General features: G+C 57.7%; 19 protein-coding genes and 1 tRNA gene. 11 read left to right on the top strand and 9 right to left on the bottom strand.

Annotated elements, in window-relative coordinates; genetic code table 11:
- The first annotated feature begins 33 nt into the window (after nucleotides 1-33).
- Genes recC through recD form a run of 3 tightly spaced genes read left to right on the top strand, consistent with a single transcriptional unit; the run spans nucleotide 34 to nucleotide 9,171 of the window.
- Nucleotides 34-3,525 carry an exodeoxyribonuclease V subunit gamma gene (gene recC, locus QQJ86_RS20395; protein WP_284322819.1) on the top strand — a complete coding sequence of 1,164 codons (3,492 nt, stop codon included), beginning with the start codon at nucleotides 34-36 and terminating at the stop codon, nucleotides 3,523-3,525.
- Nucleotides 3,522-7,178: an exodeoxyribonuclease V subunit beta gene (gene recB / locus QQJ86_RS20400; protein WP_284322820.1), complete on the top strand. Its 3,657-nt coding sequence runs from the start codon at nucleotides 3,522-3,524 to the stop codon at nucleotides 7,176-7,178. The genes recC and recB overlap by 4 nt, the downstream gene beginning before the upstream one ends.
- On the top strand, nucleotides 7,162-9,171 hold the full coding sequence (recD, locus tag QQJ86_RS20405; protein WP_284322821.1) for an exodeoxyribonuclease V subunit alpha: 2,010 nt from the start codon (nucleotides 7,162-7,164) through the stop codon (nucleotides 9,169-9,171). Before recB ends, recD begins: the two co-directional genes overlap by 17 nt.
- A gap of 163 nt (nucleotides 9,172-9,334) precedes the next feature.
- On the opposite strand, the gene QQJ86_RS20410 is transcribed toward recD, so the two are convergent.
- From QQJ86_RS20410 to pilV, 5 genes are read right to left on the bottom strand one after another with little or no spacing between them, the layout of a single operon-like run.
- Complete coding sequence (locus QQJ86_RS20410; RefSeq protein ID WP_284322822.1) at nucleotides 9,335-9,754, bottom strand: type IV pilin protein; 420 nt, start codon at nucleotides 9,752-9,754, stop codon at nucleotides 9,335-9,337.
- Between the two features lie 13 nt (nucleotides 9,755-9,767).
- Nucleotides 9,768-11,906, bottom strand: coding sequence for a pilus assembly protein (locus QQJ86_RS20415; protein ID WP_284322823.1), 2,139 nt, complete (start codon nucleotides 11,904-11,906; stop codon nucleotides 9,768-9,770).
- A gap of 37 nt (nucleotides 11,907-11,943) precedes the next feature.
- Nucleotides 11,944-12,669 (bottom strand): pilus assembly PilX family protein, encoded by a 726-nt coding sequence (locus QQJ86_RS20420; RefSeq protein WP_284322824.1) that lies wholly within the window; start codon nucleotides 12,667-12,669, stop codon nucleotides 11,944-11,946.
- 23 nt (nucleotides 12,670-12,692) lie between these two features.
- Nucleotides 12,693-14,018 carry a PilW family protein gene (locus QQJ86_RS20425; protein WP_284322825.1) on the bottom strand — a complete coding sequence of 442 codons (1,326 nt, stop codon included), beginning with the start codon at nucleotides 14,016-14,018 and terminating at the stop codon, nucleotides 12,693-12,695.
- On the bottom strand, nucleotides 14,015-14,524 hold the full coding sequence (gene pilV, locus QQJ86_RS20430) for a type IV pilus modification protein PilV (RefSeq protein ID WP_284322826.1): 510 nt from the start codon (nucleotides 14,522-14,524) through the stop codon (nucleotides 14,015-14,017). The genes QQJ86_RS20425 and pilV overlap by 4 nt, the downstream gene beginning before the upstream one ends.
- Nucleotides 14,525-14,671: 147 nt before the next feature.
- On the opposite strand from pilV, the gene QQJ86_RS20435 reads away from it, so the two are divergent.
- The 5 genes from QQJ86_RS20435 (at nucleotide 14,672) to QQJ86_RS20455 (ending at nucleotide 19,679) form a co-directional block, all read left to right on the top strand.
- A tRNA-Thr gene (locus QQJ86_RS20435) sits at nucleotides 14,672-14,747 on the top strand.
- Between the two features lie 170 nt (nucleotides 14,748-14,917).
- Nucleotides 14,918-16,147, top strand: coding sequence for a tyrosine-type recombinase/integrase (locus QQJ86_RS20440; protein ID WP_284322827.1), 1,230 nt, complete (start codon nucleotides 14,918-14,920; stop codon nucleotides 16,145-16,147).
- The gene (locus QQJ86_RS20445; protein ID WP_284322828.1) at nucleotides 16,140-16,433 is read left to right on the top strand and encodes a hypothetical protein; all 294 of its coding nucleotides are present in this window, start codon (nucleotides 16,140-16,142) and stop codon (nucleotides 16,431-16,433) included. Before QQJ86_RS20440 ends, QQJ86_RS20445 begins: the two co-directional genes overlap by 8 nt.
- 95 nt (nucleotides 16,434-16,528) lie before the next feature.
- Nucleotides 16,529-16,759: a helix-turn-helix transcriptional regulator gene (locus QQJ86_RS20450; protein WP_284322829.1), complete on the top strand. Its 231-nt coding sequence runs from the start codon at nucleotides 16,529-16,531 to the stop codon at nucleotides 16,757-16,759.
- 433 nt (nucleotides 16,760-17,192) lie between these two features.
- A complete protein-coding gene (locus QQJ86_RS20455; protein WP_284322830.1) occupies nucleotides 17,193-19,679 on the top strand; it encodes a DUF5906 domain-containing protein in 2,487 nt (828 codons plus the stop codon).
- On the opposite strand, the gene QQJ86_RS20460 is transcribed toward QQJ86_RS20455, so the two are convergent.
- Both QQJ86_RS20460 and QQJ86_RS20465 read right to left on the bottom strand, forming a co-directional pair.
- Nucleotides 19,680-20,174 carry a hypothetical protein gene (locus QQJ86_RS20460; protein WP_284322831.1) on the bottom strand — a complete coding sequence of 165 codons (495 nt, stop codon included), beginning with the start codon at nucleotides 20,172-20,174 and terminating at the stop codon, nucleotides 19,680-19,682.
- A gap of 90 nt (nucleotides 20,175-20,264) precedes the next feature.
- Nucleotides 20,265-20,726, bottom strand: a complete 462-nt coding sequence (locus tag QQJ86_RS20465) for a YgdI/YgdR family lipoprotein (RefSeq protein WP_284322832.1) — start codon at nucleotides 20,724-20,726, stop codon at nucleotides 20,265-20,267.
- Nucleotides 20,727-20,952: 226 nt separating this feature from the next.
- On the opposite strand from QQJ86_RS20465, the gene QQJ86_RS20470 reads away from it, so the two are divergent.
- Together QQJ86_RS20470 and QQJ86_RS20475 are read left to right on the top strand one after the other, a co-directional pair.
- Nucleotides 20,953-21,360 (top strand): helix-turn-helix domain-containing protein, encoded by a 408-nt coding sequence (locus QQJ86_RS20470; protein ID WP_284322833.1) that lies wholly within the window; start codon nucleotides 20,953-20,955, stop codon nucleotides 21,358-21,360.
- A gap of 156 nt (nucleotides 21,361-21,516) precedes the next feature.
- Nucleotides 21,517-21,927 carry a hypothetical protein gene (locus QQJ86_RS20475; RefSeq protein ID WP_284322834.1) on the top strand — a complete coding sequence of 137 codons (411 nt, stop codon included), beginning with the start codon at nucleotides 21,517-21,519 and terminating at the stop codon, nucleotides 21,925-21,927.
- A 787-nt stretch (nucleotides 21,928-22,714) separates the two neighbouring features.
- Here the strand turns inward: QQJ86_RS20475 and QQJ86_RS20480 are convergent.
- On the bottom strand, nucleotides 22,715-23,299 hold the full coding sequence (locus QQJ86_RS20480; protein ID WP_284322835.1) for a carbapenem self-resistance protein CarG family protein: 585 nt from the start codon (nucleotides 23,297-23,299) through the stop codon (nucleotides 22,715-22,717).
- Between the two features lie 191 nt (nucleotides 23,300-23,490).
- Between QQJ86_RS20480 and QQJ86_RS20485 the strand changes: the two genes are divergently transcribed.
- Complete coding sequence (locus QQJ86_RS20485; protein WP_284322836.1) at nucleotides 23,491-23,760, top strand: hypothetical protein; 270 nt, start codon at nucleotides 23,491-23,493, stop codon at nucleotides 23,758-23,760.
- Nucleotides 23,761-23,789: 29 nt separating this feature from the next.
- On the opposite strand, the gene QQJ86_RS20490 is transcribed toward QQJ86_RS20485, so the two are convergent.
- Nucleotides 23,790-24,008, bottom strand: coding sequence for a PspC domain-containing protein (locus QQJ86_RS20490; RefSeq protein ID WP_284322837.1), 219 nt, complete (start codon nucleotides 24,006-24,008; stop codon nucleotides 23,790-23,792).
- Nucleotides 24,009-24,378 lie beyond the last annotated feature (370 nt).

Raw genomic sequence — 24,378 nt, forward strand, 5'->3', positions numbered from 1 at the left:
CTGATTCATAACAATAAGGACGCGCAACCCACCGTGAGTGCATCCGAGCAACAGCCTCACCTCCCTCCCATCGAACCCGGCCTGATGGTGATCCACGGCAATCGCCAGGAAGACCTGCGCGATCTGCTTTCGGCGTGGCTGCAGCGCACACCGCTGCGGCCGCTGGAAAACGAAGTCATGTTGGTGCAGAGCAACGGCATTGCGCAGTGGCTGAAGCTGGCGCTTGCCCGTCCGATCGAAGCAGGCGGGCTGGGTATAAGCGCAGCGGTGGACATGCAGTTGCCTGGGCGCTTCCTGTGGACGGCCTACCGCACGGTGCTGGGCGAAGCGGCCGTACCGGCGACCTCCCCGTTCGACAAGTCACGCCTGATCTGGCGGCTGCTGCGCTTGTTGCCGCAGCATCTGGACGAGCCGGCCTTTGCCACCCTGCGCGCCTTGCTCGGCGAAGCTGGCGATTGGCGACGATTGCATCGGCTTGCCATGCAGGTAGCGGACCTGTTCGACCAATATCAAGTGTTTCGCGCCGACTGGCTGGACGACTGGGAACATCGCAACGATGTGCTGCGCGACAGCGTTCGCAATCGCGTTGTGGAACTGCCGTCGGCCCAGCGCTGGCAACCCAGGCTGTGGCGACTGCTGCTGGACGACGTGCCGCCAACACAGCGCGATAGCCATCGCGCCGGCATACATCGACGTTTCATGCAGCACATGCAGTCGCCGGATGTGCGCGTAGAAACACTGCCGCGGCGCATCCTGGTATTCGGCATCACGTCGCTGCCGCCGCAGGTGCTGGAAGCGCTTACGGCAGTCGCGCGCTACAGCCAGGTGCTGCTGCTGGTGACCAATCCGTGCCGGCACTATTGGGCTGACATCATCGAAGACCGTGAGCTGCTGCTGGCCGAGCATCGCCGCCACACGCTCAAGCCTGGACTGCCGGCGGAACCGCGCTACGAAGATCTGCATCTGCACGCGAACCCCTTGCTCGCCGCCTGGGGCAAGCAGGGACGCGACTTTATCCGCCAGCTCGACGCGTTCGACCAGCCGGAGCGTTATCGCGATCGCTTTGCCTCCATCAAGCGCAGCATCGATCTGTTTCGGGAGTTCGGCACTGATACGCTACTGCACCAGGTGCAGCAGGCCGTGCTGGAACTAGAACCGGCTCCCGCCGATCCAACGTTGCGCAAGCCATTGACGGAAACCCGCTCGCTACATTTCCATATCGCGCATAGCCCGCAGCGCGAGGTGGAGCTGCTGCACGATCAACTGCTCGCGTTGTTCGAGCAAGCGGCGCGCGAAGGCAAGCCGCTGGCGCCACGCGATGTGATGGTCATGGTGCCGGACATCAGCACATACGCCCCCCACGTGCAGGCTGTCTTTGGCCGCATCGCCGCCGACGATCCGCGCTATCTGCCCTACAGCGTGGCTGATCAGTCAGGCCGCGGCACATCGCCCTTGCTTACCGCGCTGGAACGCCTGCTCCATCTGACCGAATCGCGTTTCACCGCCAGCGACGTGCTGGACCTGCTCGATGTGCCTTCATTGCGTCGCCGCTTCGGCATTGCCGAAGACGATCTGCCGACCTTGCGCCGCTGGATTGCCGAATCCGGCATTCGCTGGGGCCTGGATGGCAAGCAGAAACAAGCGCTGGGTCTGCCACCCGACGAACAGAACAGCTGGCGCTTCGGCCTGCGCCGCATGCTGCTGGGTTACGCCACGGGCGATGGTGCCTCCCTCGACACCATCGCGCCGTATGCGGAAATCGGCGGCCTGGATGCGGCGCTGCTCGGCCCATTGAGTCAGTTGCTCGAAACGCTGGAGCGCTACTGGCAACTGTTCGCCTCAGCCGCTACGCCACTGCAATGGAGCGAGCGTCTGCGTCATCTGCTGCGGGATTACTTCGACCCGCGCGGCGACGAAGACGACGCCCTGCGTATCGATCGCCTGGAAGATGCGCTGGATGACTGGATCGATGCCTGCCAGGACGCGGGATTCACACAACCTGTCCCACTTTCCATCGTGAGCGAAGATTGGCTGCAAGCCATCGACCAGCCGCATCTTTCCCAACGCTTCATGGGCGGCGCGGTGAACTTCGGCACGCTGTTGCCGATGCGCGCCATTCCCTTCCGCGTGGTCTGCCTGCTGGGCATGAACGATGGCGATTATCCGCGCCGCATTTCGCCACCCGATTTCGATCTGATGGCACGCGCTGGCCAACATCGCCCTGGCGATCGCTCGCGTCGCGAAGACGATCGCTATATGTTTCTGGAAGCTCTGCTCTCCGCACGCGATGTGCTGCACATCAGCTGGGTAGGCCATAGTGTGCGCGACAACAGCGAGTTGCCGCCGTCGGTTTTGGTGGGCCAGCTGCGTGATTACCTCTCTGCGGGTTGGCGCGTGCCCAATAGCGCTGCGAACGACGCTGCATCTCGCGAACATTTGCTGCAAGCGATCACCACCGTGCATCCGCTACAAGCGTTCAGTGCGCGCTATTTCGAACATGACCCTGCTACGCCGCTGTTTACCTATGCGGCGGAATGGGCTCATGCGCGACGTGCCACGCCATCTGCGGAACCAACACCGTTACCGCCTTGGCAAACGCAATCCACGCTGGATATAGGCACCCTGCAGCGCTTCCTTGCTCGACCGGCCACCTGCTTCTACAGCGAGCGCTTGAAAGTACGCTTCGAAGCGATCGACACCGGCCTGGACGATGACGAGCCCTTCTCCCTCGATGGATTGGAAAACCACACCGTCACCGAAGCATTGCTGCAGCATGCACTCAACGACGACGAGCACACTGAGCAAGCATTGTTGGACGCCGCACAACGCCTGCGGCAGCAAGGTGTGGTGCCATCCGGCGGATTTGGCTCCTTGACGGTTGATGACATCGGCAGCGATGTACAGCGCATTCTTCGCCGGTGGCAAGCTTCTGTCGCACATTGGTCGGAACACGTTCCGGCGCAAGAGCTGAGGCATGCGCATGACAATCTATCCGTCGAAGGTTGGCTCGACGATGTGCGCCGCAGCGACGACGGAAGCTTGGTTCGCCTGCTTCCTATGGCCGGTCAACTCGGCCAGAGCAAAGCCCTTCGGTACGACCGGCTGCTGCAGCCATGGGTGCTGCAGCTTTTAGCCAACGCACATGGCACGGCCTTTTCCTCCCGCTTTCTTGCACCGGACGCCACCGTGGTACTGAAAGCACTCGATCGCAGCGAAGCCCGTTCACTATTGAATGCCTTGCTGGATGCCTGGCAACAAGGCATGCAAGCACCGTTACCTGCCGCACGCCGCACGGCCTATGCATGGCTGCTTGCGGAACGCGATGGAAAAGAACCGTTCGAAGCTGCGCAAAAGTGCTACGAAGGCAGCGATGCACCCGTCGCACCGCCCGGAGAAATGAGCCGTGAGCCCTGCCTGGCTCGCACCTGGCGCAGCTTTTCCGCATTGCACGCCGACGGCTTCGAGCATTGGCTGCCGCTCTATCGCCCACTGCTCGATACCGCCACATTGGAAGGTGATGCATGAGCGAGATGGCGTCACTCGATCCGCTGCAATTGCCGCTGCAAGGCGTACGGCTGATCGAAGCCAGCGCGGGCACAGGTAAAACCTGGACGCTGGCAGCGTTGTATCTGCGTCTGGTGCTTGGCCATGGTGGCCAACCGGCGCAGTGGCCGGCCCAAATTCTGGTGGTCACCTTCACGCGTGCTGCCACGGCGGAACTGCGCGAACGCATACGCGAACGTCTCGCAACCGCAGCGGCAGCCTTTCGAGGACAGCAGGAAGCCGATGAATTTCTGCAGCGCCTCGTAGCCGAATATACCAACGAGGAAGAACGTACCACCGCCGCACGCCAACTGGATCTGGCCGCGCAATGGATGGACGAGGCCGCCATCTACACCATCCATGGCTGGAGCCAGCGCATGCTGGCGCAGCACGCCTTCGAAGGCAGCGATGCGGTCGACGAAGTGGCCGATGAAAATGCGCGCCTGGCCGAAGCAGTACGCGATTACTGGCGCCGCTTCTATGCACCGCTTGATGAAGCCGAAGCTGCCTGTATTGCCAAACATTGGCGTAGTCCGCAAGCGCTACAGCGCGTGATGCGGCCACTGGTTCGCCAATCCGTGCAGCATGTGCGTATCCAAGGCCGTCCGCTGCCGCAGGTGAACGATTTGGCCGAAACGCTGCGCCAGCATCAAGCGCCTCGACGCGAGGCGGAGCAAGCCGCTCGCGCCTTGTGGCTTCCGGATGCTGATGCGCTCGAATCCCTGCTGCGCACAGCCGTGCAAACCAAGGCGCTGAAGAACAACATCTACATTCCCAAAACCCTCGAACGCGAACTACCTGCACTACGCGAGTGGGCCGAGGGCGCCGAACTCGACCAGAACACGCTTGCTCGCTATACACAGGCAAAGCTCGATAGCTCTGTGAGCAAGGGCAACACCGCGCCGACGCATCCGGCATTCAACGCTGTCCAGCAATTGCTCGATACATGGGAAGCCGAGCCGCCACTGGCACCGCTGCTGCTCGCGCATGCTATTCCGTGGATCGCCGCACACGTCGATCAGATTCGCGAACGCCAGGCCAAGCCCGGTTTCGACGACATGCTGCGCCAGCTCGACACCGCTCTGCAGGGTCCACATGGCACGCAACTGGCAGACAGCATCGCCACGCAGTATCCGGTGGCCTTGATCGACGAATTCCAGGATACCGATCCCCTGCAATGGCGCATTTTCCAGTGCATCTACGCCGAGCGTGCCGGCACTGGTCTGCTGTTGATCGGCGATCCGAAGCAGGCCATCTACGCATTTCGCGGCGCGGACATCCACACATATCTCGCCGCGCGCGAACAGGCGCAATCACCTACCTGGACCCTGACCACCAATTACCGTTCGACGTCGCCACTGGTTGATGCCGTCAACCGGGTATTCCGCCATGCCGATCGATGGCCGCTAGGCGCCTTTGCGTTCGGACATGGTGTGCGTGGATTGCCATTCCAGCCCATTGCAGCAGCCGGCGCGAAGCGCCGCCTGCAGTATGACGCCCGCCCATTGGCCGCGATGCATCTGGAGGTTTTTCCCAGCGACAAGCCGATGGGTATTGGCGCATACATGGATACGGCCGCGGCGCACGCGGCAGCGCACATCGTTGATCTGCTCGACGCCGCGCAAGCCGGGCGCTGCGTATTCGTCGACGAACAACATGCAGAAACCACACTGCGCCCGCGTGACATCGCCGTACTGGTGCGCAACCGACGCGAGGCCGCCTGCATCCGCACCGCGCTTCGGCAGCGCGGCGTCAGCAGTGTCTATCTTTCGGAAAGCGATTCGATCTACGCCACCGAGGAAGCGCCGGACATGCTGCTGTGGCTGCAAGCCTGTGCCATGCCGACTTCCGATCGCACCATGCGCACGGCATTGGCCAGCACTACCATGCAGCGCAGCCTCGCAGAGCTGGATCAACTCAACTACGACGAGGCGTATTGGGAAGCTTGCGGCGACCGTTTTCGCGAACTGCAAAGCGTGTGGCAACGACACGGTGTACTGGCAATGTTGCACAACTTGATGCATGCCTTCGATCTGCCCGCGCGCCTGCTCGCCAAACCGAATGGCGAACGGGTACTGACCAATCTCCAGCACTTGGCGGAACTGCTGCAGCATGCGGCGGCAAATCTGGATGGCGAATATGCGCTGATCCGCTATCTGTCTGCGCAGATCACGCGCGCCAGCGAGGGCGAGGCGGAAACGGCCGAAGAGCACGTGGTACGACTGGAAAGCGAAGCCGATCTGGTCAAAGTCATCACCGTTCACAAGTCGAAAGGTTTGCAGTACCCGGTAGTGATGCTGCCGTTCGTCAGTCGCTTCCAAGATGCCCCCAGAGGCAGCGTGCAACCATGGCACGATGATCAAGGCCGCGCGTGGATCGATCTGCAGCCGGATGACGACGCCAAAAGCCGCATGGCGCGCGAACGCCTGCAGGAAGACTTGCGCTTGTTCTATGTGGCGCTTACCCGTGCCGAACATGCATGCTGGTTGGGCGTGGCCTGCGTGACCGAAGGCCAGAGCCGTAATCCTGGACTGCATCGCGCCGCCTTCGGCTATGTGCTTGCCGGTGGCGACGTCATCGAGCCTAACGATCTACGGACGCGCGTTGAAGCATTGCGCGATGGTTCCAGTGATATTGATATACATATAACCACCGAACCCGCAGGCCTGCGCATGTATCACGCACAGCGCCAGCCGCGCGGTGAACGACAGGCGCGCATCTATACACTGCCGCAACCTGAATCATGGTGGATTGCGAGCTACAGCGCGCTCACTCACGGCGAAGGCGAATCGGCACGACAGGTCGCCCCGGAAACCGCCACGCAAGATGTATTGGCGGAAGTCACGCGCGAATCCACCGAATGGACCGCGCCCGCCATCGATTACGGCATGCACGCGTTTCCGCGTGGTGCAGAAGCCGGCACCTTTTTGCACGACCTGCTGGAATGGATGGCCGAAGCGGGCTTTGCTGCCGTAGCCACTGACACGACAACGCTGGAACAACAAATCGCACGCCGCTGCCAACGGCGCGGATGGCAGGCGTGGATTGCACCGCTCGAGCAATGGCTGCCGGCGTTGCTGCAGACGCCGCTGGCGCTACCTGACGGCAACACACTGGCACTTGCGCAGTTGACCGATCGCACACGCTATCAGGCCGAACTGGAGTTCTGGTTCGAAGCCCATCGCGTCGATACGCAACAGCTCGATCAGCTCGTCACTCGCCATACTCTGGGCGGCCTGCCACGCCCGCTGCTGCCGGCCAACCGCGTCAACGGCATGCTCAAGGGCTTTATCGACCTGATCGTCGAACAGCATGGCCGCTATTACGTGATCGACTACAAATCCAACTGGTTGGGCGATACGTTCGCTGCGTACACACCAGCCGCCATGCGCGATGCCTCGCTGCAGGCACGCTACGATCTGCAATACGCCATCTACACGCTGGCCTTGCATCGCCTGCTGCGTGCGCGCCTGCCGGACTACGACTATGAGCGCCATGTCGGCGGCGTACTGTACTTGTATCTACGCGGCGTGGATCAAACCGGTCACGGCGTACATGCGGAGCGTTTGCCGCTAGCCTTGATCGAAGCGATGGATCGCCTGTTCGCGCAGGAGGCGCATGCACATGTCGCGTGATGCCATGCTTGCGATGCTTGCCGAGGCTGTAGCACGGCGCGTGCTGCGTCCGCTGGATCTGGCTTTCGCGCGGTTTATCGCCGAATGTGATCCGGCTGCAGAAGCCTCCTTGCTGTTACTGGCTGCACTGACAAGCCGGCAGTTGGGCGATGGGCATCCGTGCCTGGATCTGCATGCACTGGATGCACTGGCAGAGGAGCAGACATGGCCAACTGCATGGCTGGAATTGCTTTCTACCGCGCCGGCACCAGAGTCACGACTGGTAGCTAGTGCGGATGGCCAGCCGTCACACGCTCCGCTGGTGCTAGACCGGCATCGACTGTACTTGCGCCGCTATTGGAACTACGAATGCCGTATCGCAGAGAGCATTACGGCACGACTGGATGAAACCATACTGCCTGCAGAAGCCTTGCACGACGAACTGCAGCGCTTGTTTTCCGTGCCGACTGCCGAAGCCATCAACTGGCCGCGTGTAGCGTGTGCGTTGGCGGCACGCGACGCCTTCAGCGTGATCACCGGTGGACCCGGCACCGGCAAAACCACCACCGTGGTGCGTTTACTCGGCCTCTTGCAGACGCTGCAGTTGCGCCAGCACGATGCGCCTTTGCGCATTCGCCTCGCCGCGCCCACTGGCAAAGCCGCCGCCCGTTTGAACGCTTCCATCGCACGGCAAATCGCCTTGCTCGACGTGCAGGAGCACGTGCGCGCTGCTATTCCGCTCGAAGTCGAAACCTTGCATCGCCTGCTTGGCGCGCGTCCAGATACCCGCCACTACGCGTATAACCGCCGGCGACCGTTGCACGTGGACGTGCTGGTGATCGACGAAGCGTCGATGATCGATCTGGAAATGATGGCGGCCGTTCTGGATGCGCTGCCGCCGCATGCGCGCCTGATCCTGATCGGCGACAAGGATCAGCTTGCCTCGGTGGAAGCCGGTGCCGTGCTGGGTGAATTGGGCCGTCGCGCCGAACAAGGTTGCTACAGCGCAGCCACTGCGCAATGGCTGCGCGCGGCGAGTGGCGACGACGTAGCCGCTTTCGTACGCGACGATGCACAACCGCTCGACCAGCACATTGCCATGTTGCGTAGCAGCCATCGCTTCGACGCTGCAAGCGGTATCGGCCAGCTCGCATCCGCGGTGAATGCGGGCGATGCGACGCTCATGAATGCTTTGCTTGATTCGCCATCTAACGACATTGCCTGGATGTCGTCGGGTGTGAGCGCCGCGCCGATCGCCTCGTGGGCGATCGACGGACTGGCTGACCCATTCACCACACCGCGTGGAAATGACGTACCGCAAGGTTTTCGTTTCTATCTACAACGACTACGGCAACATCGCCCCTACCTCGATGCCGATGATGCCCTGCACCGGCGTTGGGCGCATGACGTGCTGGAAGCGTTCAACCGCTTTCAGGTGTTGTGCGCAGTGCGTCAAGGCCCGGCTGGCACTGAGCGACTGAATCGCGATATCGCCGTCACCCTGCTCGCCGCAGACCTGATTGAATCCGACCGAGGCTGGTACGAAGGCCGGCCGGTCATGATGACCCGCAACGACTACAGCCTCGGCCTGATGAACGGTGACGTTGGCGTTGCCTTGCGCATGCGCGGTGCTGACGGCGAGCGTCGGCTGTATGTGGCTTTCCCGGTAACGCGCGGCGCATCGCCCATATCGTCGCAAGGCGACGATGCACCGGTGCGCTTTGTGCTGCCCTCACGACTGGGCGAGGTGGAAACCGTCTATGCGATGACGGTGCACAAGTCGCAGGGTTCTGAGTTCGAGCACACCGCCCTGGTGTTGCCGGACGATGCGCCTGCCATTCTCACGCGGGAGCTGCTCTATACCGGGATTACGCGTGCAAGGCGGTGGTTGAGCTTGATTGGCACGCAGGCAGCGATCGAGCAAGCGTTGGCGCAGCGGACGCGGCGGTATTCGGGGTTGGGTGAGAGGCTTGTCGCGATGCAGTGCCCTCCCCTGCTTGCAGGGGAGGGCTAGGGTGGGGTGACGCGAGCAACGCTCGCGTCCGGCTACGCCGGGATAGTCGTAAGGCCCTAGTTGAAACATCACCGCAAGATGGCTTCACCCCACCCCAACCCTTCCCTACTACACGTAGGGGAGGGAATACCGCGTCACCGCCACGTAGCTGGCAGCTGCGCAATTACCAACACCTACCGTTCGCGTTCGCCGCGACATCTGTCCCAGATGGCAGCTTCCGTCCGGCGTTGTCAATCGAAAGCGCTCCGCACACGTCGCTCGCTTGCCGATCAATAGGCATGGCCGTCGCGACAAATCCTTGTGCTGCATCGTCCGCTACGCTCAAAACCACGTGGTAATACCCTCGCGATGACACCGCCGGATCGGCAAAACCCAACTTGCCCAAATCCTCCGCGTAGCGGTTGTAAGTGGCATACCAACGCTCCTGCGCCTGTGCGACTGCCATCAGCATCTGATGCGCATCCGTGCGATGCGAACGAATTGTGTAGCGCGCATAAGACTGCGTCGCAATCGCCGCCAGTATGGCAACGATCGCCACCACCACGATCAGCTCCAGCAAGGTAAATCCACGCGAGTGGTCCATTACTTGTCTCCTTTCAGTAATCCGGCGTCAGTACCGACCAGGAACGACGACGCCATAGCGGGCTATCGAGGGAAAGCGGCAAGTCGAGATCACCCTTCCCTCCTTTCAACTTCATGCCCGGCAATACCAACTTGCCGCCACCCATTTGCATCGCCACCGGGAGCGTGCCAATCGCCGTCGGCGGACTTTCCACCAGCGCGCCTGCGTACGAAGTGCCGCCAAGAGCGACGATCGACCGCGCCGCACCCGTTGCTGCATCAATGGCCATGACGGCGCCATCCGGCTGGTCGCCGTTGGGTATCAGCGTGCTTATCAGCACCGTGTTGGTGTTGAACAATGCCGTGGGTGTAGCGACAACGCGTTCGCCTGCCCTGACATTCAGATCAATGCGCCACCCGCCCGCCTTTATCGATACGGGATTCGAAGTGATGTTGCGCACCGTCGCACTACTGCCCGAGGGATCGGTAACCGTGGTCTCAATCAGGGTTTGGGTTGCAAGGCTGTTCGGCGTTACGGTAGCCGGCTGCCCCGTGCTATCGGCCTCGTCACGGATGCCATAGATCGACTGGATGGTCGTATCGGCCTTGTCACCGCTCCCCACATATTTGCCAGTACCGAACACGACGATGAAACGGTTAGTGACCGGATCAGGCATAAGCCGCGGCATCACCGTGATCGGCTGGACGCTTTGCTCAGCGGGTCGATAGGCTAACGTTACTTTCCACTCCGACGGTTTCGGTGACGAGAAATCGAAGCGCCATAGATTGCCGGCTAGATCGCCGGCGAAAGCGACATCATCGATTTGATCGTTGTCGTAGTCGCCCAGAACAGGCGTAGCCAGGCCATAGCTGTGTACGCCATCGATACCTGGTGTCTTGAGTTCAGCAATCACTGCACCCGTCTGCGCATCCAGCACGAACAACGCGCTGTAATCAGGGGGCGTACCGGCTGCCTCCTCGCAACGAAGAGGTTTATCCGGCTTGCTGCAATCGGCGAAGTATCCATTAGGAACCAACACAGCCCAACGACCATTCGCCAGACGCGCAATAGCGGGCTGCCCATAGGTATAACCGAGATCCGCTGGGTTATAAGTATCCCCTGTCTGCGAGGTGCCGGGTGGCGCATCAGCGTCGAATTCCCACAGCACGGTGCGCTCGGGAAATGTCTCGCTTGTCGACGTCGGATCGGTAATGTCCAGCGCGTAAACACCTCGACCGCCGAGCCTTAATCCGCCGATAAGCAGGGTATGCCATTCGGCGCGTCCACGTTCACCGAAAAATACATCGCGCGTAACGGGTGTGGCGTCCACGGTCGGCTGGAATTGAAAACCGTGTGCACGCGTGAGGTTGCCGAGATTGCGATATACCGCACGCGGCACAAAAGCCCATGCCTCATTGCCTGCATTGGGTCCCGCGTTATAGGTCGTGCACCGACTGTCCTTATCTTCCGCATTGCATAGCGGAACAGGCGCATGGAAGGCGTGCAGCATGCCGTCGTTGGCGGCGACATAGAGAAACGGTTTGCGCTCGGCATGTTGGGCTACGAACTGCGCGTAGCTTTGCGCTCCCGCCGCCGCTTCCGGCGCGTTCTTCGGCCACGCATCGAGGTAATTTCCGCCGGGGTAGCCGACATAGACGGTCTGTGCATGAACGATGGCGCCCAGCAGGCTAGTGCGTGTACGCATGCTGCCATCCAGTTCGTGCACACGCCCCCCGCGTAGATATTCGACGCGCGCTTCCAAGGTATCGATGGACTGTTCCGGCGTCGGCGACATCAGGCCTTTTTCTTCCTCAACATCAAAGGATGTCGAGGGTTCAAAGGCGATACCGGAAACTACACCGTCGCCGCTCCTGCGTGCGCTGAGTATCGTCCGACTCGCGGGCGACGTATTTGTGAGCTGCGCGCCAGCGTCCCATATGATCCTGTTGCTCGTGCCATCGGCATTCAAGGCCACCGCTTGCAGCACACCCGACCAGTCGGCGGAATCGTAACCACCCTGGAATGCAAGCGAGCCGCTTCCAAGCACACCACTATTCAAACCAAGCACAGCTAGCGAGGGCACGGCTTGCGAGCGATCCAGCGGCACAGCACTTAGTTCCACCGTACCCGCAAGACTGGGCTGCGCAGCGCTCGCGATGCATGTGCATAGCATGGCAATACATGCCAACCATTTCTGCGCACATCGAAGTTCAAGGCATCGCCGGCGCATCGAACGTACTCTGCACAATACTCACGGTGTTGGCGTTGCCGCCGGTGGCGCGCGCCGTGATGCGATAGATATGAATATCTGCCAGCCCCTGGCCGCCATTGTTGGGACCGGTATTGCCGGACTCGTGCAGTCCGCTCACGCCAGGCGGGCGCTCGGTGCCCAGGTCTTCGATGATGTAGCGTGGGTTTTTCGCCAACTTCGCTGTGGGTTGATCTGGATGATCGGTGTAACCCCAACGCGAAGGTCCCATGTACGCCACGCCGATACCTGATATCCAGCCCGAAGCCGACTGGAATTTCGCGACATCACCCTTCAATGCGTAAGGCGCGCCGTAGGAGCGATACACCACACATCCATCATCCGGCGAAATGGCGTTTTCCGTGCAATGCAAACGCGCGCCAGGTTGCCCTGCCATCGTCCACAGCTTGTATTCCACACCCCGCAACGCTGTTTCCGCACTCATGCGCGATTGCTGTGCATTGCGCAGGCTGCCAGCCATGCGTTCCTGCAACATGGCGTGTTGCGATGCGGTAATAGCGAGCATGCTCATTAGCAGCAGAAAGATGAGTGCCATCAGGAGTGCGAAGCCGCTTTGTGCTCGCACTCCCCATCGAGTTTGCGAAGAACCCTCATACCCGTCGTCCCGGCGAAGGCCGGGACCCAGTGACGTTGCTTTGCAATGTCTTGTCTTGCTAGCAGTCCACATACCTACATCCTTGCTTTAACTTCCTACGGGTTGGCATTACGCACAGCCACCACCGCGGCAAACTCACGTCGCAACATTGGCAACGGAAAACCTTGCTGCAACGGCGTCACCTTTCGACCATCGGCCGTTGGAGCTACAGGCTCAAAGATTCCGTCCACCGCGTAGCTATAGGCCAATTCATCAGGCTTCAGCGAATGCAGCGGCAGTTGCCCATCCATCAGCAGATCCACTTCGATCAGGCTTACTGAGCGCCACAGACATCCTCGATCGTTGCTACCGTGAATCGGCAACGGCACGACAGGACAATCTGCGCGTGTGCTGTTGTCGACCTGCTCAGCGGCGTAATAGCGCACGGCACCGTCAGACTGCTGCACGCCATATCTGAAATCGAGCCGCTCCACGCCGCGCGCGATTTCCTGGGAGCCGCCGTTAACGCGCCGTACTAGAGCGCCAGTGGTGTGCCCCATGCCATCGCCGTTGTCGACCACCTTCAGGAAATAAGTCACGGTCTGCAGATCGCGGCTCACGCTAAATAGCTTAGGTGCCGCCATGTGCTGAAACACATGCGGTTGTACGAAATTGTTGCCAGTGGAAGCGAGCTCTTTGCTGCCCATGCCGGTGGCCGTGAAGACCTGTGCGCTGGAACAATCCGCCAGCATCATCAGCGATTCACTATTCTTGACGTCTTTGGCGGCCACCTCGTTCGACAGTGGATTCATATGGATGCCAACCGAACCATCCGCATGGCTCACCAGCCTGCCGCCTTTTGCACCACCGTCCTGAGCAATGCTCCAACCACCTGCAGGATTGATATAACGCACCGTCAGCACCGAAGCGCCGATCACTCGGCTGTCCACTGACTTGCCCATAACCGGAATGCCGAAACCATTGGGGTTGCGCTTGTTGCTGGGCTCCACCGGCGTGCAGGTGCTTGCCGTGCAATCGTAACCGCGCATGGCCAGGAACGATGGAAAGGAGTACGGCTCGCTCGGTGCCGGTGGATACGCACCACCCCACGGCGTGGTCACGTCGCTCAGTGCGCCCATCAATGCACCCGAATCACTGGCGTAGATAGTCGGTGCACGTAGTTCGTCCAGATAAAGCCCGGCAGCACTGGTGCGCGCCGCGCCGCCCGTGCCGGTGCAGTACTGGGCGCCGGCCATCGCCAAATCGTTCTTGATCTGCGTAATGGCAAAACGCCCCTCTTCCTGCAGGCGCGCGAGCTGTTCCTGCGCTCGACGGCTGTCGGAGGTGGATGCAAACACGGCCACGATGCCAGAACCAACCAACAGGCCCAGCACCATGGCGATCATCAGTTCCACCAGGGACACCCCCGCACAACGCTTCATGGCTGGAACTCCCAGGCGAAGCTTTGCCGTGGCGCATCGACCTCGGTCAGCCGCCGCTCCGCCCAGCTCACGACCATCGAGCAGTTGCCGCCATAGGGCGGACGCAACGGAAGCTGCTCACGCGCCGGTGGATGAGACAAGCCCTCGCTACTGCAGCGGATGCTGGCCTCGACGTGCGGCAGAAAGGTCTTGAGCTGGCTGCTCCAGCGCTGCCGATCGTGCAGCGCCAGTTGCGAGGGCGTGCAGCCGCTCGCGCAATCCTGGGCACTGGTATCCGGGTAGCGTCCGTTGTACTCCCCGTTCCAGACGCCGATGGGATTGGCCTGCATGCGCTCGGCCATGTTCTGAGCGAGAAAAGTCACCTGCGTGCGCAGGTACGCCACCTGATTGGAGCGCGCGGCCAACACCATCAGCCCCGCCGCGCCGAGCAAACCCACGCTGAAAACCAGCATGGCAACCAGCACTTCGATCAAAGTGACGCCTCGTGGACAAGGCGGAAACGGCATCGGCGACTATCTCTCGTAGAACCCGCCTGCACTGTGGCGGCACGGCGTTGCCCAGTCAGTCGGCCGGTGCCCCATCCTGCGGTCCGAATCCCGCCTGCCTGTCAGACCTTGCAGCCTGCGCAGAGCGTCCGTAAACTATGCGGCTCCGCCGGAATAGCTCAGTTGGTAGAGCGGCGCATTCGTAATGCGTAGGTCGTAGGTTCGATTCCTATTTCCGGCACCACCAATACGTTTCAAGTCGTCCCACAACGACCCACGAAACCACCAAAACCCGCAGAAATGCGGGTTTTTTTGTGCCTATGCGTCTCACGGCATCCCATTGCAGCCCGTGCGGTGCGGGGGTATGTTCGGGGGTACAAAGACCCCGTGGGGGTATCTGGCTGGAAATTCGTCATGGCAAGTGACACCGGCAAGCTGACCGTATTGGCGATTAAGGCCGCTAAACCCGGCAAGCACTTCGACGGGGGCGGCCTGTACCTGCATGTGCAGAAAGGTGGTCGCTACTGGCGCATGAAGTATCGCCACAGCGGCAAGGAGAAGCTGCTGGCGCTCGGCGTCTACCCCGAGGTAAGCCTGAGTGAGGCTCGCCAGCGCCGGGACGCTGCCCGCGCCCTACTTCGTGATGGCGATGACCCGGGGGCAATGAAACGTGTGCGCAAGGTGGCTGACAAGGTTGCTGCCTCAAACACCTTTGACGCCATTGCCGCAGAATGGCTGAAGCGACAAAAACCTCGCATGGCCGAAGCGACATTTGCGAAGGCCAAGTGGACGCTAGACGACTTGGTATCACCATGGATAGGTAATCGTCCCATCGCCGAAATCGACGCACCAGAAATGCTACGCGTACTTCGCCGGATAGAAGAACGGGGAGCGCATGAAACTGCACACCGTACCAAGCAGCGTTGCAGCCAAATCTTCCGCTACGCCATCTCCACTGGACGAGCAAAGCACGATCCTACGGGCGATCTGCGCGGGGCATTGGCGCCCGTAGTTACGAAGTCACGTGCAGCGATCACCGATCCACAAGCAGTAGGTGAGCTACTACGCGCCATTGATGGTTATGGCGGCGGGTTGGTTGCACGCTCCGCTTTGAAACTTGCACCATTGGTATTCGTGCGACCGGGTGAGCTTCGCCATGCCGAGTGGGACGAATTTGATTTAGATAGTGCAATGTGGCGTATTCCTGCCGGGAAGATGAAGATGCGCGAGGAACATATCGTCCCCCTGCCATCACAAGCCATAGCCGTGCTTCGTGAACTACACCCATTAACCGGACGTAGTCGTTACGTATTTCCTGGAGAACGTAACGCGAGTCGCCCCATGTCAGAGAACACCGTAAATGCCGCATTGCGGCGTATGGGCTTCGATAAGAACACGATGACCGGCCACGGATTCCGCGCGATGGCTTCCACCTGTTTGAACGAGATGGGATGGAAGCCGGACGTTATCGAACGCCAGCTAGCGCACGCCGAGCGCAACAAGGTTCGTGCCGCCTACAACCGCGCACAGTACCTAGATGAACGCAAGAAAATGATGCAGACATGGGCAAACTATCTGGACTCATTGCGCGATAGCGTGAACAAGGTTGTGCCCATGCGAAAGAAGGCTCAGGGCAATGGTTGAGGAAAAACCGTACGAAATCGAAGATGGAAAGTGCATACCGATGCGCGGAAAAGGCTACGTCGGCACCATCTACGACGAAGCAAGACGCGAATTTGAGCCCATATACAAAGCGCTAGTGCGAGAAGGAAAACTAGTGAGAGGCGAAAAAAAGAAGTTCGCAGACCGTGTTCTTGACAAGCATCCAGACATTAAGAAAATGCGCACCGTATACGATTGGATGAAGCTATGGGATGCCGAATTAGCGAAGGCGAAGATTGAAGAGGGTTGCGCATCCACGTCAACCTGATCGATGGCAGGAACTAGGATTTCAAGGGGTCGATTGGGTTTCATCCCCGGGTTAGTTTTATTCCCACACCCCGCCACATGGCCCCGGAGAGCCGTATGGGAACCCTAGAAATTTCTTCTGTCGTACCCGGCAATTTCATCAAGCTCCTTGAGCTTACTAAGCGCCTTGGCATTTCAAAATCTGAGGTGTTCCGCCGTATCCATGCGGTACCAGAGTTTCCGCAGCCGATTCGCCTTGGGCCTCGTTGCGTCGTCTATAGCTCCGCCGAAGTCGATGCCTACATGGCATCCTGCATCGCCAAGCGCGATCAGCAGCGCGCCGCGTAAGCGCGCTTCCCCTTCACACCATCAGCATCCTTGCGGGCGGCAAGTACTTCGACGCCGCAAGGGAAGGTTTTTACGTGCGCAATGCCACGGAGGCACCTAATGACAAGGAAAGCGGAAATTGTGAACGATCCATATGGATATCATTACGAAAGGAAGTGCTTCCGTGCGCTACTAAGTTATGCGCGAACGTTGCCGAAACTAACGCTAGGTGCGCTACACGAAGCGTTGAACGAATTGGTGGCTGCTGTTGAAAGAGAGTATTTCGACTGCCTATTCGAGTTGAAGTCTAGGGGGCTTGTTGTTTGTAACGAGCATGGTGAAGAAGACCATGTCGCAACACAGATAAGATATCCACGCCTTCGTAAACTGCTTAAGAAGCGACGTGCTGTCAGGGCCCTTCGCGCAGTTTGTGTAGCCAATAGTCGAGGCGACTATGGCACAGATTAACATGTTGCCAATAACCCATCTCAGATCAATTTCACCAACTGATCTTGAGATGTTTCTTAAGCTCGTTCTTCCTGTGGATGGCCCCTATTGGACGCTTGCCTATCAGCATCCCAGTCGCGTCGGCTCAATGTTGCATGCATCATTCACGAGCATTGAGGCTATGGTAGCCAAGTGCAAGGAGCTTGACGCTAGTGGCATGGAAGTATGGCACGCCGTTGCTTCGTATACGCAGCCGACCAAAGAGTCTCGTGGCAGAACAAAAGCCAACGTGGCTCACCTCAAATCCTTCTTTCTTGATATAGACGTTGATCCGCTCAAGCCAGTTAAGGCGTATGCCACCCGCGAGGATGCAGAGCGCGCGCTCACCGAGTTCGTGCGAGTTTTTGGCGAGCCATACCACCTTGCAGTGCATAGCGGTGGTGGGCTGCATGTGTACTGGCTTCTTGATGAAAGCATTTTGCGTGATGAATGGGAGCGCGTCGCACTCAAGTTTCAGGACGCGATTAAGTTGGCTGGACTGCTTGCCGATTCGTCACGCACTACGGATGCAGCATCCCTTTTGCGCCCCGCAGGTACAACTAACAAGAAATCAAAGTATGGTGATAAGGGGCAGCCAGTCGTTGCCTATCGCTCTCGATTTGGCGACATGGCCTTGGAGGAGTTTGAAGAGGCATGCGATCAGCTGCGAAGTAAAAAGTTGGCGATTGAGGGTGTCGAGCCGCCACGAGGAGTGGTAGAAACGGGCGTAACTGTTGCCGCAGCGTGGAAGCCATCTTGGTATGACGAACTGCCTGACGAAGTGAAAGTGCAGACGTTACGATCTATGCTCGAAGCACTTCCTATCGAGCAAACCATCAGTCGAGATGATTGGTTGGCCGTAGGCATGGCGCTAGCCTGTGAAGGCCATCTTTCACACGATATAACGTTCCCGCTATGGGCAAATTGGTCTCAGAGCACGCCCGAAGGTGCTGACAGCTGGCGGGAGGATTCTGAAGAGCAGCAGCGTCGTCGCTACGAAGGTTTCAACCGCTCGGGTGTTGGGGCACTTATTACACGTGCATATAAGGCTGGCTGGTATCCCGGCTTACTTCACAAAAACGATGAAGGGTCAATCGCGCACAATTCAGTAGTTGCGGCACACAAGTCCAGTGGCGAGCGATTCACTATTGAACAAGCAAAGGCTTACCTAAAGGACAATGTGATTTACGTAAGTACTGAAAACACATATATCCATGATGGACTTTCGCTTCCCAAAGAGTCTTTCAATACAGTATTGGGATCGCTTATGCCTCGCACGAAGCGAGGAAACATAATTGATGCCAGCACTCTTGTGAAAGAGGGGGCTGCCGTATTTGCTGACTATGCCGACTACAAGCCGGGTTTTCCTCGTATATTTGCGGACTCCGATAAGCGCGTGGTGGTGAACACATATGAGCCTCTCGATCTAGAGCCGAGCGAAGCCAGCCCCGAGGATATGAAGACGTTTGGGGAATACCTGAATCATCTATCCGGCAACAGCAAGGAGACAAAAGCTGGAATTCGTAGTGTGCTCGTTAAGTACGGCTACCTTTACATGCACCCATCGAAGCGTATTCGTCAGGCCACGGTTCTTGTCGGAAAAGTTGAAGGAAGCGGTAAAAGTACACTCATGCAGACCATACCGACTGCTTTATTTGGAGTCGGCAACGTTCACTGTGTGGAAAATCGCGAGGTAAACTCGAATTTCAATGGTTACGCACAAGGTGCCCGCATCCTAGTTTTTCCTGAGCTATGGTTAGGAAACCGCAGGGATGCCGAAGCGCGAGCTAATGAACTAAAGCCGCTCATATCTGACAACCGAATCTCAGTAACGAAGAAGTTTCGTGAGTCTAAGGGTGTAGATAACGTCACAACGATCTTTGCGAGCAGCAATTACGTTGATGCGGCCTTCTTTGGTTTGTATGACCGCCGCTATCACGTAATTTCAACTGATGCGCCGCAGATGCCACCCGATCTTGCTCGGCGTATCCATGACCTTATCGAAAATCGACCGGGGTCACTTCTTTGGATGGTGCTGAAAATTTGGGAGAAATATGGCGCAGACTTCGATCCTGATGCACCAGCGCCACAGACCAAAGCAAAAAAAGAAATGCTGGAGGCCAACCGTAGTGAATGGGCACAGTGGATGCACGATAGCTTTGAAAGCCGCGCATGGCCATTCAATGGAGACGCTGTAGCAGTTGATGACGTGAAAACTGCAATGGGTGAGCGATTTCGCCCCATGCCTTCCGATGCCGCCATCCGGAACGAACTATCCAATATCGTTACTGGTTCGACACGCATGCAAGCTATGCGCAAGATGGGTGGAAAGAAGACCGAATCGAAGCGTGTCTTCGTTTTGCGAAATATCCAAAGCTGGATTGATGCCGGACCGTCAGCACTCTACGATCACTACGTTGAAACTGTTATCAAATGTCGTTCAGCAACGCCTTAATTAAACGCATCCGTTTCCCTCCCATCGCCAACTAAAGATGCGCCCACGTGGATCAGTGAATATTGATATTTTGCAGGAAATCATCAGTTCTCCGCCCTCTGGCGTAGGCATGCCACCCGCAGTTTGCCAAGTGAAGACGGTATTTTGATTTGGCATTTTGTACACACCGGTTGGCGCGCCCCACGCCATAATCAATTCGTTGATGTCGCCCCCAACCCAACTATTTAATGTGGTCTCAAACTTTTGCCGTCGCTGCGCCATGGCAGTCCGAATTTCATCAGGCGACTTAATCTGTGAAAAGTCAGGTTGCCATGGCGCAGCTTGCGGAACCGTATATTGCTGCTGATTGGTACTTTGCGTAGTTGGTTCAGTTGCGAAAGCTGTTTGCGATGATTGGGATGCAGTTTCCGATGCAACGTTTTGTGCGTATGCCACCTCTCCATACGTGAGAGACAACATGAAAATAGCTGAAGCCAGGACAACTGATTGGCACATGGCTACTCTCCGTAGTTTTCTATAAGTCAGCTACGCCAGTTTGGCGAACGCGCCCCATATCATTGAAGCGAATATACGTTCTAGGGCTGTCTAGAGCATGAGCCGGTAATGATTGCCTTTGTTGTCTTTGCCTTCGCCTTCGCCGGTACCTGCATAAGTCACTTGGTAAACGACATCGATCACCGTACCTTTAGTGCCGACCAATATGCCTGCACCGTTCTGATAGCCGGGACGTGAAATTGAATAGCTAGAACTTGATACGTAGGTGCTGAAGGTTTCGCCGGGGTTGGATGCAACCGCACTTCCGTAGGTAGACGTCTGTACGGCGTTCTGAATCGACTGAGCTTCGCCGGTGAAGGTTTCCCCGGATGCTGTCGGTCCGGCAGTCACGATGCTTTTGCCATCCCTGTTGGTATGCGTAGTGAACGGGATAACCTCGCCAGTAGCGAGGTTGTAAATACGTCCACTGAAAACTCGGTCTGCGGGGACAGTGGAGCAACCAGCCAAAGCCAAAAGCGACGCTATAGTGAACAATGCAATGATCTTACGCATGACACCCTCCGTAGATTGCCAGTATGTACAACTCGTTACATATCAGATGCACCGGCCACGATTTCTACCGTCAGATTGATGCAGGTGCACTTATCCCCTTGCTTGTCTCTTGGTCTGCTAGCGAGACAGTGGCTAAGCCAAGTATAGCTACTAGGTGTAGATGATGTAGGCGTAACCCGAGGCAGTTTATAGCTTGTGTGCCCACTGTCTCAGATAGGTGGGCACCGTGAAACGGTTGAAACCCAAGGCACCCAGTCGAGTTGCCCAGAAGTCGCAGTACCGTGCAGAGTACCGAGCGATCTTTGAAACGCTCCGGGAAACGAGGCTTGAAGCCGGATTGACCCAGATCGACCTAGCCGAACGACTCGGGCGCAGCCAGAACTACGTGAGCCAAGCCGAACTGGGCTACAAGCGGTTGGACGGCTTGCAGCTCTGGGACTGGATGCACGCTTGCAGTAGCGACATGGAGCAGTTCGGGCGAGCCGTAGAAGCTGGGGTGAAGGTTGCGCAACAAGGGGCGACTGAGGCCAAGCCAACCAAGCCCAGCACGAAGAAGGCGAGTAAAGGAGGGGCGCGGGGGATGCCAACAGCGGCATCAAGTAAAGGCTATAGTCCTCATCCCAAAAAGCGATGAAGTGACTTGATCGAGTATGTCGTGCACTCTGCTGACTCGGTTCCGATATAAGTAACTCTACTGTAGAAAGATGATCCGGCTTGGCTCAATTGAAATTGAGTCGTGCCTGCGGGGCATAATATAAATCTTCACCTCTCGCATTAAAGGCCGACGAACATGGGTGACATGTCCAGTATGGATTTTGAAGAATATTGGTATAACGAGGTAGGCCCAAATGATCTTCCGGTTGAAGACTTTGTGCGCGTCGTCGAAATGTGGAGTGGTGAAAAGGCCAAACGAGTTGAACGCTATGCCAAACGAAAAGGAGGCAAGCCTGAGCGAGTTAGTGGACCGCATGCAGAGGTATCTCACGAAACAAAGGATACGATCATGGGAGCGATCACTCCAGATGATCTCAAAGAGGTCGGTTGTGATAATCCCGATGTCTACGTTAATGCTAGGGATGATGACCGTATCGTCCTCGTAAGATCGAGAGCGCATGCACAAAGCAATGGTCGATCGAGGAAGCATGTAACCATGCGTACGGGCCAGAGATGTACTCGGCAACGACTACAAGAACAAGATTAATATTTTGAAGCTCACCACTGCCACCGAACCAGAGGTGTTCGTTTTTATTGAGGTTGAAACAGAATCAGAAAGAGTATTTAGTTTAATTCAGCGCCACACAGATGAATGACAGGTGGCGTACCCCAACTACTCAGTACTGACAAATCGAGTCAGGAAAACCATACCTAGACAGCGCAGCAAGGTACGAGTCATCGCGCATATCATCGCCTCCATCACGGGAGTTGATGACAGCCAAACACAGACAGGGTGCGGCTTGCAGGGCTTGTCATCACTATCATCACTCTTTTTCTAATTCAGTAGAAAAATAAAAGAAAAAGAGAGGCGCGCTCCCACCTGCCGCGCCAGCACGCCGCCAACTGGTGCGCACTTTTTGCTGATGACATGATGACAGCACCACCACGCGAGCCTAAGTTTTTGAAAGGGGCGAAAAATTTTGGGGCTATCACGCATGCGCGTCCCTAGGTGGGCCGCGATGACAGCCGGGGGTGTATTGATGACTCGGTCCACATGGGGGACCTTGACGCTCGATGCAGGCCAGTGCCGGGCGCACCCACTCAAAACGAACTGAGCAAGCCTGCAATGCCATGACTGGCGATCGAAATCTAAGCGGTCTATTAGAGGGGGTATTTATGGGGGTATCTAGTAACTTCTTATATGCATAAATGCAATATAATCAAAAGCTTATATGTTAATTTTCGATTCCTATTTCCGCACCAGCTTGAAAATTGAAAAAGCCCTGGAAATCAAGTTTCCAGGGCTTTTTTTCGTGAATCATGGGTTCCATCGATCACTTCGAGATAATACCAAGCTCTTTCCCCAGGGCATCGTCGACGTCGCAATATGGCTTCGACGCTTCAATTCGGCGATCAAACTGGAAGTAGACCGGTGGCCGCCCAATGCTTCCGTCCTTGTTTTCTTGCAGACGATAAACATCGAAGTGCACAGGTTCAGCGTCAACATACGTCTGCCCGAAATCCCGCTCGGCGATCACCAGCCATGCACCCTGGCTTCTCGATGACGTGAGAAGACGATAGTCGTGAAGCACGCAGTCGGCGCCACCGCTTGTCGTCAACTGCAGGATCTCTGGCTTCCCGCTGTCGCGCGGGAACGCAGGCACGATGTTCAACACGTTGCCGGCCTGGCGGTCGGACGGCCCTTCCATATAGATCGTCGCGACTGAGAAACCGTGCGCGTTGTAGTTCTCCCGGTCAGCGACAATGACGGTGGCCGCGTGCCCATCCAACGTGACATGGTTAAAGCCGTTGGTGAGGGGAACCGGTCGCGCATCTCCAAATTGCCCCGCCAGCGCAGGCTGCGCAACAGCGAAGACCGACGCGCCAACCAACCAAAATGGAAAGATCTTCATGGACATAGCAGTCCATCCTTAGGCGACTATTTATCTATTTAAGGATAACGAGAAGATGGGGCGCATACATGACTAAGGACGACAGCATGACATGGGTCAAGTGGCCACTACCGCCCGGCAGATGGCGCAGATAGCATGATCCAAGCGTAGATCGTCAAAGTTACCGCCCGGCGATAACTCAGGAGAGGAGTGCGGAGATGAGCTACAAGCAGCCCCCGCTCAATCGCGGAGTCAATCCCATGAAGATGAATTGGCTATGGCGATTGATCTGCGAAGTTGGATATGTGGCCGTTGATGATGTCGTAGCTGCGCTGGAGAGAGCGGATATTCAAGTGAATTACGAACGCGCGCAGGGCTGGCTCAAAGCAGAAGGTGAAGACGGTTATTTCCCGCTTACCATTGCAGAGCTGGAGCAGAATTTGCGCGCGCTTCAATCTGTTCGATCTATTTCATTGCAGTCCGAATAGATACGTTGTGCGGTAAGCGCCGTGAATGATCAGGCGGTGACAGCATCGTAATCGACCGGCTCGGCTGGCCACGGTGGCACCACGATCCACAGCACGAAATAAATCAATCCACCAATGCCCGCACCCAGGAACAACAAAAGCCATAGCGCCCGGATCAGCCACGTTGGTGCGCCCATGGCATAAGCGAGGCCGGCGCACACACCACCAAGCCAGGCCGCTTTCTTTACACGTTTGAATGGGCGATCCATGAGTGACGCTCCTGATTGATTGGGCAAGTTCGATCCTATATTGCGCGAATTTGGTCACCAGTGCGGGAAGTCCTGAAAGCCGGGCTTGCAACGGCAGTCAGTGCAACGTTCGTTTAGCGATGAACGTATTGTCTCGATCTATCTACGCCCAGCCACATGCGAAGTGCGCGCCTCTTCACGCAGTCATCACAAATGACTGAACCACGGCTGCTGATCATCACCGTCCTACACGCTGAGAACGGGTGATGGAATGCTAGATTGCGCCTTCCATCGGTGCAGGGTGCACCATCAACCCAAGAAGGGGATCTTGTATGTTGAAGCTCGTCGCTGGTCGCACGTTGTTCGCCACCTTGTTTGCATTGGGTCTCTC

It is taken from the genome of Dyella acidisoli (genome assembly GCF_030160295.1).
GTDB classification, from domain to species: Bacteria; Pseudomonadota; Gammaproteobacteria; order Xanthomonadales; family Rhodanobacteraceae; genus Dyella_B; species Dyella_B acidisoli.